This window comes from Bacteroidota bacterium, from assembly GCA_016714535.1.
Taxonomy (GTDB): Bacteria; Bacteroidota; Bacteroidia; order AKYH767-A; family OLB10; genus JADKFV01.
On sequence record JADKDR010000004.1, the window covers coordinates 280,762 to 298,105 of the forward strand.

Annotated in this window: 13 protein-coding genes; 11 read left to right on the forward strand and 2 right to left on the reverse strand. The window is 38.3% G+C overall.

Features of this window, described 5'->3' with window-relative positions; genetic code table 11:
* Positions 1 to 404 precede the first annotated feature (404 nt).
* From mnmG to IPO27_07100, 4 genes are all read left to right on the forward strand, one after another.
* Positions 405 to 2,291: a tRNA uridine-5-carboxymethylaminomethyl(34) synthesis enzyme MnmG gene (mnmG, locus tag IPO27_07085; protein ID MBK8846337.1), complete on the forward strand. Its 1,887-nt coding sequence runs from the start codon at positions 405 to 407 to the stop codon at positions 2,289 to 2,291.
* A complete protein-coding gene (locus tag IPO27_07090) occupies positions 2,281 to 3,198 on the forward strand; it encodes a class I SAM-dependent methyltransferase (GenBank protein MBK8846338.1) in 918 nt (305 codons plus the stop codon). The genes mnmG and IPO27_07090 overlap by 11 nt, the downstream gene beginning before the upstream one ends.
* A 112-nt stretch (positions 3,199 to 3,310) precedes the next feature.
* Positions 3,311 to 5,017, forward strand: a complete 1,707-nt coding sequence (locus IPO27_07095) for a hypothetical protein (GenBank protein ID MBK8846339.1) — start codon at positions 3,311 to 3,313, stop codon at positions 5,015 to 5,017.
* Entirely contained in the window at positions 4,980 to 5,501 is a 522-nt protein-coding gene (locus IPO27_07100; GenBank protein ID MBK8846340.1) for a T9SS type A sorting domain-containing protein, read from the forward strand. The genes IPO27_07095 and IPO27_07100 overlap by 38 nt, the downstream gene beginning before the upstream one ends.
* A 73-nt stretch (positions 5,502 to 5,574) precedes the next feature.
* Here IPO27_07100 and nadA read toward each other — a convergent pair whose 3' ends face one another.
* Positions 5,575 to 6,540: a quinolinate synthase NadA gene (gene nadA, locus IPO27_07105; protein MBK8846341.1), complete on the reverse strand. Its 966-nt coding sequence runs from the start codon at positions 6,538 to 6,540 to the stop codon at positions 5,575 to 5,577.
* 580 nt (positions 6,541 to 7,120) lie between these two features.
* Positions 7,121 to 7,567 carry a nucleoside deaminase gene (locus tag IPO27_07110; GenBank protein ID MBK8846342.1) on the reverse strand — a complete coding sequence of 149 codons (447 nt, stop codon included), beginning with the start codon at positions 7,565 to 7,567 and terminating at the stop codon, positions 7,121 to 7,123.
* A gap of 111 nt (positions 7,568 to 7,678) precedes the next feature.
* On the opposite strand from IPO27_07110, the gene IPO27_07115 reads away from it, so the two are divergent.
* The 7 genes from IPO27_07115 to IPO27_07145 all read left to right on the forward strand — a co-directional run bounded on the left by IPO27_07115 (position 7,679) and on the right by IPO27_07145 (position 17,220).
* A complete protein-coding gene (locus IPO27_07115; protein MBK8846343.1) occupies positions 7,679 to 9,700 on the forward strand; it encodes an RNA-binding S4 domain-containing protein in 2,022 nt (673 codons plus the stop codon).
* Positions 9,701 to 9,800: 100 nt separating this feature from the next.
* Entirely contained in the window at positions 9,801 to 12,077 is a 2,277-nt protein-coding gene (locus IPO27_07120) for a T9SS type A sorting domain-containing protein (protein ID MBK8846344.1), read from the forward strand.
* Between the two features lie 333 nt (positions 12,078 to 12,410).
* Entirely contained in the window at positions 12,411 to 12,995 is a 585-nt protein-coding gene (locus IPO27_07125) for a sigma-70 family RNA polymerase sigma factor (GenBank protein ID MBK8846345.1), read from the forward strand.
* The gene (locus tag IPO27_07130) at positions 12,992 to 14,512 is read left to right on the forward strand and encodes a PorT family protein (protein ID MBK8846346.1); all 1,521 of its coding nucleotides are present in this window, start codon (positions 12,992 to 12,994) and stop codon (positions 14,510 to 14,512) included. The genes IPO27_07125 and IPO27_07130 overlap by 4 nt, the downstream gene beginning before the upstream one ends.
* A 6-nt stretch (positions 14,513 to 14,518) precedes the next feature.
* Positions 14,519 to 15,637 carry a hypothetical protein gene (locus tag IPO27_07135; GenBank protein ID MBK8846347.1) on the forward strand — a complete coding sequence of 373 codons (1,119 nt, stop codon included), beginning with the start codon at positions 14,519 to 14,521 and terminating at the stop codon, positions 15,635 to 15,637.
* A gap of 21 nt (positions 15,638 to 15,658) precedes the next feature.
* Positions 15,659 to 15,910, forward strand: coding sequence for a PKD domain-containing protein (locus tag IPO27_07140; protein ID MBK8846348.1), 252 nt, complete (start codon positions 15,659 to 15,661; stop codon positions 15,908 to 15,910).
* Positions 15,907 to 17,220: a PKD domain-containing protein gene (locus tag IPO27_07145; GenBank protein MBK8846349.1), complete on the forward strand. Its 1,314-nt coding sequence runs from the start codon at positions 15,907 to 15,909 to the stop codon at positions 17,218 to 17,220. Before IPO27_07140 ends, IPO27_07145 begins: the two co-directional genes overlap by 4 nt.
* The last annotated feature ends 124 nt before the right edge of the window (positions 17,221 to 17,344 follow it).

Consider the following 17,344-nt stretch of genomic DNA (forward strand, 5'->3'; position numbering starts at 1 on the left):
GTTTTTAAGAAGAATTGATTCTATTTTATTTTAGCAACCAAAAGCAGATATAGGATTTGCGCGAACAAGAAAATAAATTGTTAAAAAAAATAATTAAATTGTCTGAACTATGTACCCATTCAATTAGTGCGATTTTTAATATTTCGCTTTAGATCATAACAAAAACTCATTAAGTATTGAATTTTTTAATCATGCGCTATTGGTTATATTTGCACTTTGTAACCCTTACCATATACGTTCCATGCTTTTTGTATTCAACTTAATCTTTTCAATTTATACATTTTTACTATTACCTTTGTTTCGGTTGATGGGTTAAGTATTTTATATTTAGTTTAAATGAAAAAAATCAAAATAGAACTTAAATCCATGCTTAATCCATACATAATAATTTGATAATCAATTAAATGTATACAAATTACGATGTTATAGTTATAGGAGCAGGGCATGCCGGATGTGAGGCTGCTGCAGCTGCTGCCAATATGGGCAGTAAAGTATTGCTTATTACTATGAACATGCAAACCATTGCTCAGATGAGTTGCAATCCGGCTATGGGCGGTATAGCAAAAGGACAAATAGTGCGCGAAATTGATGCCATGGGAGGATACAGTGGAATTGTAAGTGATAGGAGTATGGTTCAGTTTCGTATGTTGAATAGAAGCAAGGGCCCTGCCATGTGGAGTCCTCGCAGCCAAAATGATAGATTGCTATTTGCTACCGAATGGCGAAGTATGCTCGAAAAAACACCCAATGTTGATTTTTGGCAAGACATGGGCAAAGAATTGATTATTGAAAATAATCGCGTTGCAGGTGTTGTAACAAGTATGGGCGTTAGGTTTCATGCCAAAGCTGTAGTTCTTACCAACGGTACTTTTTTGAATGGAATAATACATATTGGTGAAAAGCAGTTTGGTGGAGGTAGGTCGGGAGAGAAAGCAGCACACGGTTTGACAGAGCAGCTTATCTCACTTGGTTTTGAAGCAGGTAGAATGAAAACCGGAACACCTCCAAGATTGGATGGTCGAAGTTTAGATTATACCAAAATGGATGTTCAGGAAGGTGATTCGAACCCTGGCAAGTTTTCATACCTGAGCAATACATCTCCATTTAAAAGTGCTAACAACCAACAACTTTGTTGTTGGATAACCTATACAAATGATGCAGTTCACGAAACCTTAAGAACGGGCTTTGAACAAAGCCCCATGTTTGCTGGACGCATTCAAGGACTTGGTCCACGATACTGCCCAAGCATAGAAGATAAAATAAATCGGTTTGCTGACCGCGAGCGTCATCAGCTATTTGTGGAGCCCGAAGGTTGGAATACTTGCGAAATATATTTGAATGGATTCAGCACCTCCTTACCTGAAGATGTTCAATTGCATGCTTTGCATCAAATACCCGGATTAGAAAAAGCGAAGGTATTTAGACCGGGATACGCAATAGAATACGATTATTTTCCTCCAATGCAATTGAACCTAACCTTGGAAACCAAGGGAATTAAGAATCTTTATTTTGCAGGGCAAATAAATGGTACAACCGGATATGAAGAAGCCGCTTGTCAAGGTTTAATGGCTGGTATAAATGCACATTTAAAGATTAATGAAAATGAACCGCTAATTTTAAAGAGAAACGAAGCATACATAGGAGTTCTTATTGACGACTTGGTTACAAAAGGCACTGAGGAGCCATATCGAATGTTTACATCAAGGGCAGAGTTCAGGACTTTATTGCGCCAGGATAATGCGGACTTGAGACTAACGCCCTTGGCACATAGTATAGGGCTAGCAAGCAATGAGCGACTTGAGCAAGTTGTGGGTAAGACTGCTAAAACAAAAGAGATTATTGAGTTCTTTAAATCGGAAGGGGTGCAACCTGAAGAAGTTAATGAACTGCTTGTTTCACGTGAAACATCTGAAGCTACTCAAAAGCAAAAATTATTTCAACTATTGATGCGTCCACAAATAAGTATGAGCGATATAGTTGGCCATCTTTCAAAAGTACAAACCAAACTTGAAGAGATTTGTAATGCCGATTTGGAGATTGTAGAAGAAGCCGAAATTCAAATGAAGTATGAAAGCTACCTCGATAAGGAACAAGAAATGGTTGACAAGATGATAAAACTAGAAGGAATAAAGTTAGCAAATAAATTGGACTATTCCAAAATAAACTCTTTAAGCAACGAAGCGCGGCAAAAGTTGCTAAACATAAATCCTCTTACCCTTGGACAAGCTTCGCGTATTAGCGGTGTCAGCCCAGCAGATATTTCTATTTTAATAGCGCACCTTGGCAGATAAATCTACTATGATAACCATTACCACTTGCCCAATATGTAATTCAAATCATTTTAAGGCATTCATAAAGTGCGAAGATTTTACTGTTTCACGTGAAACATTCACAATTCAAGAATGCAGCAACTGCACGTTTAAGTTTACCAATCCACGACCTGCCGACAACGATTTAGGAAAATACTACCAAAGCACGGCCTATATATCACACTCTGGCACCAAAGAGGGTTTTGTAAATAAAGTATATCATCTAGTACGAAACTATACCCTTAAACAAAAAGTAAAATTGATTAATACATATGATCAATATAAAACGAGTAAGTATGTTCTAGATATTGGTTGCGGTAGCGGGCATTTGCTAAATGCTTTACAAAAGAACTCTATAAAGTGCTTTGGCCTTGAACCTGATGAACAAACCAGGCAAACCGCAATCAAAAATTTTCGGTTAGATATACATCCTTCAGAACATCTATTTTCTATAAACGCTGAATCTGTAACAACAGTTACCATGTTTCATGTTTTAGAACATGTTGGTAACCTTAATGAATACCTCAGTGCTATTCATTCTATTCTTAAACCCAACGGAACATTTATTGTTGCTGTACCCAATTATCAATCGAGCGATGCCCTTCACTATGATCAACTTTGGGCTGCATATGATGTGCCTCGACACCTAAACCACTTTAGTGCAGAGACTATTACCCAACTAGCTTCAAACAACAACTTTAAACTATCTAAAATTCTCCCTATGCATTTTGATGGCTTCTACGTTTCTATGCTTTCAGAAAAGTATAAGGGAAATAAAGGTCTGCTTGGTTTATTATTAGGGGCATTGCAAGGCTTGGTTACATTCTTAAAGTCTCTTGGCAGGGTAAAACAATCTTCCAGCTTAATATATATCTTTAAAAATATTTAATATATTGATTATCAATATACTAAGCCATTTTTTAAAAGCTTAGTATCTAATAAAAATATTGGGTTGTTGACCGCATACGATGCATTTCAATCGAAATAGAAAATACATAACGATGAAAAATAGAATTATTTTATTTCTAAGTTCCCTAGTTACCACTGTTGCGTTTTCACAAACCAATATGGTAACTTATGCTGGAAACAATGGTAAAGAAACCTTTTACGATGTAATGCAAATAACTGATGGAACCTTTCTTGTTTGCGGCTATGCTGATAATCTAAACTGGATTAGCGGAGCGGTTACTCAGATTCAACTAACCAACACAAGCGGAATTCCTAATTCACTTGGATCGAACCGTTATGGTTTTATTCTGCATTTGTCTGCAGACCTGCAGACCATTTTGCAATGCGTGCATTTTCCACAAGGTGCTGTAGAAGACATTAGGTTTATAAAAACCAACACGAAACCTTACACCCCTACAGGAGACCTATATATTAGTTGCAATACTGCTGACACTGACCCTAACAATGGAGGTTACGTCATAGCTAAACTTGATAATAATTTTATCAATGGCACTCCATCTTCACTGTTGTGGTTCAATGCCGTTTGGGCTAAATCAGGCCCAAAGGATTATCATCCATGGGATGTCGCGATCGATGGAAAGCTGTTTTATATTTCTGGTGAAGCGTATGGTTATGATTGGAGTGCTATCTATGCACTTAGTCAAAATGGTGAACGCACCATTGTAAACAACTGGAGAACACATTGGCTTAAAAATGGAACTGAGTGGAAAGGAACACCAGCTTCTGCCAATCCGCTTGGTAGCATTGATTCAGTTAATTTTAGTGGTATTGTTTTAAAAATTTGGGGAAGATGTGATTTGCGTTCATGGACAGCCAGTGATTACAATACCTATTTTGCTGATGAGAACGGAGGAACAAAAAAGGGGAAATGGCCTCTTGATATTTTGTTTGATGGGCCTTGCGACCCCCTTAACCCTACAGCTGTTAGCCCTGGCTATAATGGCTACGCTGCCTCGGCAACTCCTGTTTATGGCGGTGAATGCATAGCTATTGATAAACGCAACAATAACCTCTATATAGGAATGAATTTTAAAAGCGTTTTGCCGGGCGGCCTGCCCGATTTTGAACCCGCGGTAATTGCCATGGATTCAACAGGAATGCTGATGTGGTGGAGTCGCTTATATCACGAAATTACCCCGGCAGGCGATACAGTAAATTCTTCGCCCGATCAATATGTAGATGCATTGGCAATTGATTATACAAACGATAAACTAGTGGTAGGTGCAAGATGTCATGGAAATAATGTAGAAAATTTTTGGGAAGGCAACACCATTAATAGCAATACGGCTGCTTTCGGGTTTCAAAATAATTTTACAGGTAGCAGCGGAAATATTCATATCTCCTGGTTAGGAAAATTTCAATTGAATAACGGAACCCTAACTAACTCAACCTACCTGGCTGAATTGGCAGAAGGTACAGGTTTGCTAGGTACTCCACATACCGACCCTAACCTGGATGGATGGCCCGACCCAAATACAGGATGGCCAAATGTAAATACTACAAGGTTGGCTAAGAACAATATGAAAGTTTCGAGCAACGGTGATGTATGTGTGATAGCAAATGGCCGAAGAACTATTACAACTGCAAATGCTTATCAGAAAATGGTAAAACCTAACAATGGTGGTTTAAGTGCATGGAATAGTTTTGTTCGGGTGTACGATAATCAATTACACATCCCAAAGTATTCTTCTCTGGTAGTTGGTGTTTGGGATACCCCTAACACAAGCAGGCGGAGGTAACACTGATTTATATGGAGTTTATAAAACAAGCGAGGGAGTAGTGTGTGTGGGTCGCCAAACAGCCGATACAAACGGAGTTCCTTTTGGAAATAATTTACCAGTAATAAATGTAACACCGTGGGGAAACACATCTCCGCAAAATGAAAGTGCAGTTCTGGTTTATTACAAGGCATTAAACCTTTATAATCCCAACGATAGCACGATTATTTCAGGAACTAGTGAATCAAACTTTAATTTAAAAAACAATGAAATAACTATTTACCCCAACCCAACAAGCGACAAAATATTTATTTCATTCAACAAAAATATTTTAGATCATACTAAATGTAAATATAAACTCACTAATCTTTTCGGACAGACCATACGAGAGGGCACTTTACAAGACACTTTTATTGATTTTACTACAGCGTCAGTTGGAATGTATCAACTGCTATTGTTTGACGAACTAAATTTTTTCACTAAGAAGGTGCATATCTTAAGATAATTGGTTTATCTCTAAACTGAAAAAGTATTTATTGGCTTAGTCGTTCAATTTTCGATACAAGTTGAAAACCTTCCTATAACCCTGCCTTCTTACTAATCTCCAACATTCTTTTCAATGGTTTCAATGCATCATCAAAAATAAGTGGGTCAATATTTACTTCAGGCGTTTCATTTTTCATACAGAGATAAATTTTTTCCATTGTGTTTAATTTCATGTGTGGGCAATCGTTACATGCACAATTATTTTCAGGAGGTCCAGGAATAAATTGTTTGTCGGGCGAAGCCTTTTGCATTTGATGTAAGATACCTGATTCAGTAATTACTATAAACGAATCGTGTCCTGCCCTTTTTGTATAATTCAATAAACCTGTTGTACTACCTATGTAATTTGCATGTGCCAGCACATGCTCTTCGCACTCAGGATGAGCAATTACTTCAGCATGCGGATAGCGCTGCTTCAATTGTATTATTTTTTTTTCTGAAAATATTTCATGCACCATACAACTTCCATTCCATAAGACCATATCACGTCCGGTTTTCTTTATCAGGTATTTTCCTAAATTCTTATCAGGGGCAAAAATAATTTTCCTGTCTGCAGGAACGCTTTCAACAACAAATTGCGCATTACTTGAGGTGCAAATAATATCTGTTTGAGCTTTTATGGCTGCTGTACAATTTATATAGCTAATCACAACATGGTCAGGGTGTTCTTCCTTAAATCTTTTAAATTCATCAGGAGGGCAAGCATCGGCAAGCGAGCAACCGGCTTTCAGGTCTGGTATAACCACCTTCTTGGTTGGGTTTAGCAACTTAGCTGTTTCGGCCATAAAGTGCACTCCTGCAAAAACTATCATATCTGCTGTAGCCTTTTCTGCCTGCTGTGCCAAACCTAGACTATCGCCTATATAATCTGCAATATCCTGTATATCGCTATCCTGATAATAGTGAGCCAGCAGTATGGCATTCTTCTCGCGCTTCAATTTAGCAATCTCTTCAAACAAATCGAGCCCTGCATCAACTATGTTATTATTTGTATTCATTGTATTATATTATATAATAATTTTTTTTAAAAAGAAATGATAATATATATATGCTGTTAGTATGGTGTAAAAGTATTTTTTATTTGAATAGGATATAAAGGAATTAATAATTGAACACCGGTTATGCACAAGCTATTAACAAGCCAACTAAAATCATACAAGTCATATACAACAGGCTCTTTAATAGTAAAAAAGTGCCAAATACAATTACTATTCACATGCAGTGAATAACAATTTTCATGCAAAACTTTTAGTGTAAAACAACCAGTACATTGTTAGCATAGTGGTTAACTACTTGCTGCAACTTTTATACTTAATGAACATGCACGTAAACAAAATTGCTGCTTATTAAAATTGTGATACCGGCTTCAAACTATTTTCCAGTACTTATGCACACAAAAAAATCTTTTCAGCAACTAGACTGTTAAAAGCATGTTTTATTAGAACGTTGATATCACAAGGTTTGAAGTAGTAGAACATAAACTATGTTCATTGATGTTAATAAGCCATTTCGAAAAAGCATAAATAATAAAAACGAGAAAAATCGCTCTCAAAAAAGTTGATAAGTTGTTACTAAGATTTAAATACTTTTATTTCTTTTTTTAGAAAAGAAAGAAGTCAACAAGTTAGAAGACTCGTCCCGCAATAAACCATATTCAATTTTAGTTTTGGGATGTAACATATTGTTAGAAAAAGTAGTAAAACCACGTTTATCATCAGCTGCGGCAACTACGATACGATCAATTTGGGTCCAATAAGCTGCACCGGCACACATGCAGCATGGTTCAAGGGTTACATACAAGGTACAACCAGTAAGATATTTGGCATTCAAATAATTGCAGGCAGCAGTAAATGCCTGCATTTCGGCATGAGCTGTAGGATCGGTGAGTCGTTGTGTAAGATTATAGCCTTTACCAATTATCTTATTGTTGCTTACTACCACTGCACCAACTGGAACTTCATCTTCATCAAAAGCACGCTGTGCAAATAGAAGTGCCTGACGCATAAAATACTCATCATTGTACATATATATATGTATGATTAAGTGAACAAAGCTATAACAGTAAGGGATAATATAAAATTAAAACCCTAACTACCGCCTTTTTTCACCACCTTTGCATAAAATCCAACAGTAGGCATGCCACGTAAAAGAATCATAAAAGACGAAACACCTGAACGAATAAAAAAAGATCCTCAATTAGCAGCAAGTTCGCGCAATTTTGACAAAGGCGAAGGGGTGTATCAACAAGGGCAATTCAGGAAAAAGTTTATGGAAAAAAATGAAGATACTGAATATGAGACCAAGCGCAAATCGAAAGTTGAGAAAGCAGCTGGCCAAAAGATAAACGATGGGTTTGACGAAAAGGATTATACAAGAAAAGAAAGCGAAAGACCCGATAACAGTGGTCCCCAGTACGGGGGGGCAAGACCATATCAAGCGCGTGATACACGAGGTGGTGCAGGATATGGGAACAATGATAGAAGCGACCGTCCTGTAAGGAGAAAATATGATGACGGGACAAAAAGAGACGAAGGCAGCGATTCAAGAGGCAGCCGTGATGGTGGTTCAAGGCCATATCAATCGCGTGATACGCGGGGTGGTGCAGGATACGGGAGCAATGATAGAGGCGACCGTCCGGTAAGACGAAAATATGATGATGGGCCAAGAAGAGATGAAGGCCGTGATTCAAGAGGCAGCCGAGATGGAGGTTCAAGACCATATCAATCGCGTGATACAAGGGGTGGTGCAGGATATGGAAGCAATGATAGAGGCGACCGTCCGGTAAGACGAAAATATAATGATGGGCCAAGAAGAGATGAAGGCCATGATGCAAGAGGTAGCCGAGATGGAGGCTCAAGGCCTTATCAATCGCGAGATATAGGTGGTCGTGCAGGATATGGAAGCAATGATAGAAGCGACCGTCCGGTAAGACGAAAATATGATGATGGGCCAAGAAGCGATGAAGGCAGTGATTCGCGAAATAGCCGCACATGGAGTGGCGGTTACAAAGAAGAAAAATTTTCGAACAGGCGCACCGAGAGACCCAATTCAAGTGACCGGGGAAATAGTGGCAGAGGTAACGATAGACCGATGCATAGAGACCAGCTAAAGCCACCCATGGGCGTGCGAAAAAGCCATGGAACAGAAGGCGGTTTTGATAAGCCAGAAAAAACATTTTCGCGCGACAGAAGCGATTATAAAGGAAGAAGCGAAGGAAATACAGGTACAAGAAGCAGAGGCGAAGGCAGGGATACGGAAGCACCGCGATATAATCGCGATGACAAATATGACAATCGCAAAGGCAATTTTGATAGAGACAAAAAGTTTGGCAGCGATAGAAATTCAAATTACGGAGAACGTAGCAACCGTTATGAAAAAAAACCATTCAGATCAACGAAAGGAAAGGCTGCCGAGCGCCAAACTAATAAAACCGATGGTCCTATCAGGCTCAATAAGTATATTTCCAATGCAGGAATTTGCAGCAGACGCGAAGCTGATGAATACATTACAGCGGGCTTAATTACAGTAAATGGAGAGGTGATTACCGAACTAGGTAGCAAAGTTAATCCGGGTGATAAAGTAAAATACAACGGAGCGGCTGTGCGAAGCGAAGTGTTACGCTATGTGTTACTAAACAAACCGAAAGACTATTTATGTACCATGGATGATCCACAGGAACGCAGAACGGTAATGGAACTTGTACGCTCGGCATGCCGCGAGCGCATATACCCGGTAGGAAGATTAGATAGAAACACCACAGGACTGCTACTGCTAACAAACGATGGGTTGCTGGCCGATAAACTGATGCACCCACGCACCGAAATAAAAAAAATATATCAGGTAGAATTAGATAAGAACTTACGTGCCGAGCATTTAGAGCAATTGCGCAAGGGCATAGATCTCGAAGATGGATTTATAAAGCCCGATGAAATAGGATTTGACGAAGGTAGCGGAAGCAGACGAATTATTGGCATTGCGCTGCATAGCGGACGCAATCGAATAGTACGAAGAATGATGGAGCATTTTGGATATCAGGTTGTGAAACTTGACCGAACCTATTATGCCGGTCTTACAAAAAAAGATTTGCCAAGAGGCAAATGCCGTATGCTTACAGAGATGGAATTGAATATGCTCAAAATGGTGTCAGGGAAGAATTGATCTCCTTTACCAGCACTTAATTTTAATTGCTTGAGCTTCTTCTTATATTGAAAGTACCTGTATATATTTATTTGCTAATATTTTTCAATACCAATTTAGAATGAAAAAAATTATACTCTTCATTGTAATGTTAACCATGACCATATATGTTTGTGGTCAATCGAAAAAAGTAATGCAATGGCAGTTTCCAACCAATTGCGGTTTAGATTTTAATGGAGGTCAAACCGTGGCTATTACCACAGGGCAAATAACCACCACCGAAGGCAGCAGCAGCATGGCCGATGATAATGGAGACCTGCTATTTTATACAGATGGCATAAAGGTTTGGGATAAAAACCATAATACAATGCCAAATGGTACTGGACTACTGGGCAATTCCTCATCGAGCCAAGCGGCACTTATAGTGCAGCAGCCGGGAAGTGCAACCAACTATTATGTTTTTACAACCGATGAACAAGCAGGGCCTGATGGCTTTGCATATAGCATTGTTGATATTACTCTTAACGGAGGTCTTGGCGATGTGACATCCAAAAACAACTTACTTATAAGTCCGATATGCGAAAAAGTAACCGGTTGTCGCCATGCCAATGGAAGCGATTTTTGGATTGTCACCCATGAATATGGTAATGATAAATTTTATTCATATCTGCTTACTGCTGCCGGGTTAGTAACTACACCCGTTATTACTGCTGTAGGTAGTGCAAATGGTGGTACCAATACCAATTCCATCGGCTATATGAAAATATCGCCCAACGGAAAAAAACTTGCAAGTGCAGTTTCGCGTGACGACCTTTTTGAAGTTTTTGATTTTGACAATGCAACAGGAATACCATCAAACCCGCTTTCAATAGTTGTAGGTGACTGGACCTATGGTGTAGAGTTTTCCCCTAACAGCAATGTATTGTACGGTACATTATTTACCGGCCCCATTTATCAGTATGATTTAACCGCAGGTAGTAATGCTGCTATTCTTGCAAGTGAATATTTAGTGGCCATAAGTGCCAGTCCAGAACTAGGCGCAGTGCAACTTGCCCCCAACGGGAAAATATATGCGGCTCGAAAACAATTATCCTGGCTAGGAGTAATTAATGATCCTAATCAACTTGGTGCGGCATGCAATTATGTTGACAATGGACTATCGTTGTTGCCTTACACATGTTATTATGGCCTACCCAACATGCTACCATCGTATTTAAACACCTTTGGTTTTATCCATACCTGCTTTGGCGATACTACCCTTTTCAGTATTAGCGACTCTGCAGCTTATGCGGTATGTTCATGGGATTTTGATGATCCAAACTCAGGGCCTCTCAATTCTTCCAATTATTTTAGCGTAGGCCATGTATTTACAGCACCGGGCAACTATAATGTGCAGATTGTGTTGATTAATCAAGCGCTAAATATCGATACCATTTATCTGCCGATTACCATCGATACGTTGCCAGTAGTAACTTTACCTAATGACACCATCCTTTGCAATGGAAGTAACTACCAATTAAGCGCAGCAGCGCAGGGTGCAACGTCTTTCTTATGGAATAACGGCAGCACTGGCAGTTCATTAAATGTGTCAAGCCCCGGAACATATACATGCACGGTTAGAAATAATAGTTGCGAAGCAACCGATAGTATTGTTATATTATATCAACCATGTGCAATTCCAAATGTAAATTTTTCGTGTAACGATACTTCCTGGTGCGAAAAACAAGCGATAGATTATTTTGATATCTCTACTAATATTCCAACCTCATGGTTATGGACATTTAGCGGTGCCAACCCAGCGACATCTACCGATCAAAATCCAACGGGAATATTTTATCCCAGCTATGGATCATTTGATGTTAAGCTGATAGCATGCAATGCAGCAGGTTGCGATTCGCTCACCCTTACAAATTTTGTAACCGAGCACCAAAACCCTCCAGCCCCCGTTATTACTACAAGCAATGATACGTTATATTGTTCTCCAGCCATATCCTATCAATGGTTTAATACAATCAATTTAACACAGGTATTGTCAACCGACTCGTTTTATTTTCCATTAGTATATGGTAGTTATTTTGTACTCATCTATGATAGTAATGGTTGCAGTTCGCCTTCGCCAACTATCGTATTTAGCAGTATAGAGTCGCATCAGTTTGCCAATTACTTTTTAAATTGTAATTATAGCAGTCAACAATCGGATTTATTAATGATAAACACGAATTTAAAAAATGCAACGGTTACCATATATGATGAGCTTGGAAGAGTTGTAGTAATGGAGGAGAAAATGCAAAATGGTAATTCGGATTTCAATATAGGCTCCCTTAGCAATAGTATATATTTGGTGCAGGTAAGAGCCGAAGAAATTTTTCTTTCAAGGAAAATTGTAATAGCCAGATAGAAGTAAGCGTTTATTTTTATGGTTGCATAGTTAATTGATTTTGCTTTGCGCTGCAATCGCTAAACATTTCAATAGAATGCTTCATATTAATATTTGCAGACCATAGCACCTTTTGTCCAATTAAACTCCCTGCTAAGCATTTTATTCTTGGGATATCAATGGATTAAAAAGCTAGTTACCCAAACAGCAATAAGTCACATCCAGAGTAATTCTTCAAAAAACAGAGGATTCTCGGCCTATAAAGGGCAAATTCATAGGAAAAAAAACATTTTTTAACTTTACCGCTAACGATTAACCCTGATTTCTCGTATTGAAATTATAAACGAAACCCCGTTGGAGCTGATAATAACAAAAGAGATAGTTGAAGGTTGTAAACAAAACAACCGGATACAGCAAAACATGCTGTACAAGCTGACTTTTGGTTACATGATGAGTGTTTGCAGGCGCTACGCCAATAACAAGGAAGATGCATTGAGTCTGCTCAACATTGGGTTTGTAAAAATTGTGCAGAACATAGATAAATACGAACTGAACAAACCGGCTATACCGTGGATAAAAACCGTATTGATAAATACGATAATTGATGAGTTGCGTAAAAGCATGAAGCATAAAATGCACATTGTAACTACGGACCAAATTGAAAATACCACCATCTATGATTGGCACCATATTTTTAACGATGGAGAAGCTCGGCTTATGGCTCGCCATCTGGAACAGGCTATACAGTCCATCCCGGATCAAACAAGGCAGATTTTCAACCTGTTTGTAATGGAAGAATATAGCCACCGCGAGATAAGCGAAATTTTGGGAATAACTGAAGTAGCCAGTCGCTGGCACGTGCATAAGGCAAAAAAAATTCTACATGATAAATTGAAGGACATGTACCATGTTCCATCAAAAATAGCTAACGATCAATGAATACAGAAAACAAATTATTAAAGAAACAGATTGAAGACATATTTGACCATGAGATGGTTGAATATAATGAGGCCTATTGGGAAGCGGCCGAACAACTATTGCCACCTGTTGAAAAGAAAAGGCGACTGGGAGGATTATGGGTTGTTCCGTTGGCCTTAGCCTTGCTGAGTGCCGGTGTTATCACTTACCTGATGAGCAACCGTGACAGTGCTGTTACAAAAACCGACATTGCTGTTGACCAACGTGTTGAAGCCGAACAACAGCCTTTAGAAACAAACACGGCATCAATATCAAGTGCTACCACACCCGCCATAGAAAACGCAAGTACGAATGCAGCAGCAGTTGCATCGGCTGCCATATCTAAGCAAGAAGCCCCAAAGGTGGTTCAACAAGGTAGTATATTGGATGCATCTTTTACCAGCAAGACATCGCAAGTAAAATCAGGACTCGTTTCTCCCAAAACATCCCCGGTTAAGCCATCCAAAGGCAATAGCAATGCTAGTGTAAAAACGATATCACCTAAAGATTTGCAGGCAAGTAATGAACAAGCAAGTATATTTAAAGATAATGCAAAAAATAGCAGCACGCTACAGCGTAAAATAGACAATACTGATATCGGTTCATTAAACTCATCAACCGGAAGTGATAACCCTTCGAATAATAATAACAGCCAGAATACAAATGATGCTGCGAGCAAAAGCAAAAGAAATGCATCTGATGGCACAGATTCCGGTAATGCAAACGAGACAACATTGCAAGACAACATTGCTAATACAAACAGTGGGAATACCGAAACACAAAAGGATAATACAGAAGTGGTTGAAGGAAACACAAATGTAACACAAGAGGTTGCTAAAGAAACGGCAGTTGATAAGAAGGAAGAGGCACCTATTTCCAAAGAAATCAGTAAACCTGCAAAGCAGGTTTACAAAAGTGTATCACTTGGTTTATTGGCAGGCTTTGGCATGACCAACAAAATTTCGAGCAACGGGGTTTCAAAACAATTTGAGAATATTACGTATAAAGGTGGATTAATAATCAATCTGCGCAGAAACAATTTTTCGATTGAAACAGGAGCCTTATATCGTTCGCGCAAGGGATTCGATTATAAAATAATGAACGAAACTAAAACGTATTCTTTTGGTAGCACCAGCGGGCAAGATTATTACGACCCTATGCAAACCAATTATTTGGAGATACCGGTAATGATTAATTATCATTATAAAAAACACACCATAGGAGCAGGATTTAGTAATCAAATATTTATTAGTTCAAGAATAAGCCATCATAACCAAGTTACAGGCGAAACAAAACTTCTGCTGGGCAATTATAATTTATTCAATAGCGACATGGGCGTGTGTGCTCAATATAAGGCAGATATTAGCAGTCGTATTTCAATAGGAATACAAGGGTATATGGGTATAAAGGATATTATCAACAACGATGCGTCAAAAGTCAATTTTAATGACAGGGCAAATTACATTGAACCAATCTTTATTTACTATTTTCAAAAATAACAAAACATGAAACGGATTCTGATTTTTACAATCGTCTTTATTGCTGCATCATGCAAAAAAGAAAAAATTGATGCCACCATCGAAATTGGGGACCCCGTATTTTATATAGAGGGAACCATAAAGGGACAACCTTTTAAATACACAGCCGGTAACGATAATTATTATATGAATACCGGTTTCGTAGCAGACAATAATAATGTACTATGGCTTTCAGGAACATTTGGAAAGGAAGACTGCAATGGCTGTAATAATTCGCTCAAAATAGAACTTTCTGATTATAAGAATCGAAATGGTGGATTAATAGATGATATAGGTACAGTATTGCAAGCAGGCAATCTTCAATACTTCGATATTACGACTCAACCTTTTTTCAGATATAGTTTTGCAGTTGATTCAATATTAAAATTAATACCTAACTACACCTTTATCTGGAAAGAAGGAGGAGTGCAATTAGCATCAGGTAAGCAAACAAATATTGATTTTACGGTTGGATCAACCAAAGACATAACGCTCGAAACAGTAAATAATTTAAATGGTTGTGTTAGCACCGTTTCCAATGTAATAAATAGCGACTCTTTAATGTGCGAGGGTTTGTTTGACTATTCGTTTCTCGATTCAAATAAGGTGAAGTTTAACTTCAAAGGACAAACCAACAATACCCAATACTTTTGGTATATTAATAATTTCACAGCCGGAACCAATGCCTCCATGACAACAACCTTGTCTATGGATTCGCTTTATAATGTTTACCTTGAAACCGTCAATACAAATACTGCTTGCACTACGCAATTTAATAAACAACTTGTAATAGGAAATGGAACTATGTGCTTTGCAGGATACAACTATACACGTCAATATTTTAAAGATGATTTATTTTCAAAAATAAAATTAACATACACTAACGAAACCGGAACAACTTACGTATCATACAATACAAAGCAACCGGCTACCAGTTTTTTCAAATTGATTAAATCGGATGAATACGAAAATAATAAAAAAGGAGAAGCCACGATGAAGATTGAAGCAAATATAAAGTCGTGGTTATATAATATGCAAAACAGTAATGACTCTATAGAAATAGTCAGCAACGAGTGTGTATTCGGAATAGCATATCCTAAACAATAAATAAACAGGAAATTAATAAAAATGAAAATCAGAATTATCATATTGAGTTTACTCTTAGCCTCTGTTAGCATTACCCAAGCGCAGTTTTTTTGCCAGGCAGGCTTTACGTATTCCATAGGACAAAATGGTACTGTGACTTTTACAAATACAAGTTCAAGCAATTTTTTGAATGCGCAATATCTATGGAGTTTTGGCGATGGAGGTACTGATACAACTACGAATCCGATACATATATATAATGGAACTGGCCCTATGTGTGCTGTCTTACCATGATTGCAGGTAACTGTACTTCTTATTATTGTGATACAATTTATTTGGGTCAGGGAGGTTGCTTTGCAGCATTTTCATACACCGGTAATCAGAATACCATCACGTTTACAAACTTATCGAGCAACAATACAACTAACTGGTTGTGGGATTTTGGTGATAGTAACTCAAGCACTCAGTTCAGCCCGCAACACACGTATGCAAATTCAGGCACCTACACGGTATGTCTCATATCATCTGATAGCAACGGCTGTAGCGATACTGTTTGTATGCCAATTCAAGTAGGCAGTATGTTTGGGTGTCAGGCATCATTTACCTATACAGTAGGAATGAATGGTGTGGTTACGTTTACAAACACTTCGCAAACTAATAATCAACTGGTGACTTATCAGTGGAGCTTTGGTGATGGCACAAGTGATACTGCAACCAACCCAATACACCAATACAATAGCTTTGGACCATACATTGTCTGCCTTACCGTTATTGGGCCTAACTGTCAGTCTACTTATTGCGATTCAGTTGTTCTTAATAATGGTGGAGGCTGTTCGGCTAGTTTTTATGCAACTCCCGATACATCAGGAATGGGCTTTCAATTTACAAACACATCGCAAGGTGGTAATGCGCAATACTTATGGACTTTTGGGGATAATACCTCATCTACACTGATGAACCCTTCGCACACCTACGCGCAACCTGGAACTTACAACGTTTGTTTAACCATTGTTACTATTAATGGTTGCACCGATACCTATTGCCAAAATGTAGTAGCACTGCAGGCAGCCCCTTGCACTCCATCATTTACTTATGTGCAGGATAGTATTACGGGTGTCATCACTTTCGTTTTTGATACAACAAATTGCCCGGTCTCTATGATTATATGGTCATTTGGCGATTCTACCTTTTTTAGCGCATCAGGATCCGTTGTTCAATACACGTATGCAGACAGTGGAACGTATATTGTATGTGTTACATATGTAATAGGAAACAATACATATACCTATTGCGACACAATTTATGCAAACAAGCTGGGTGCTATGAGTATTACAGAAGTTACACTACAAGATGTTATTAAACTTTCACCTAACCCAAGCAGTAATGGAATGGTGAAGATAATTTCCTCACAACCCATTTCACAATTGAATATAAAAGTAACAGATATAACAGGAAAATTAATTCTTGAAAACAATAAGCAACTGACAGGTGCCGGCCATGAAAACTTCCTGGACTTGTCAGCCTATGAAAACGGCATGTATTATTTACTTTTCACCGCGGATGGAAAACAAACTTCTCAAACTCTCATCATCATGAAACGCTAAAAATCTGTAAGTAAAGGGGCAGGTTTTAATCCCGGGTAAGTCAACATGAAAGCTTATCCGGAATTTTTTTTTGTAACGGTTATCATATACTTTTTAATATCCTATTGTTGTTGCATAAATACCG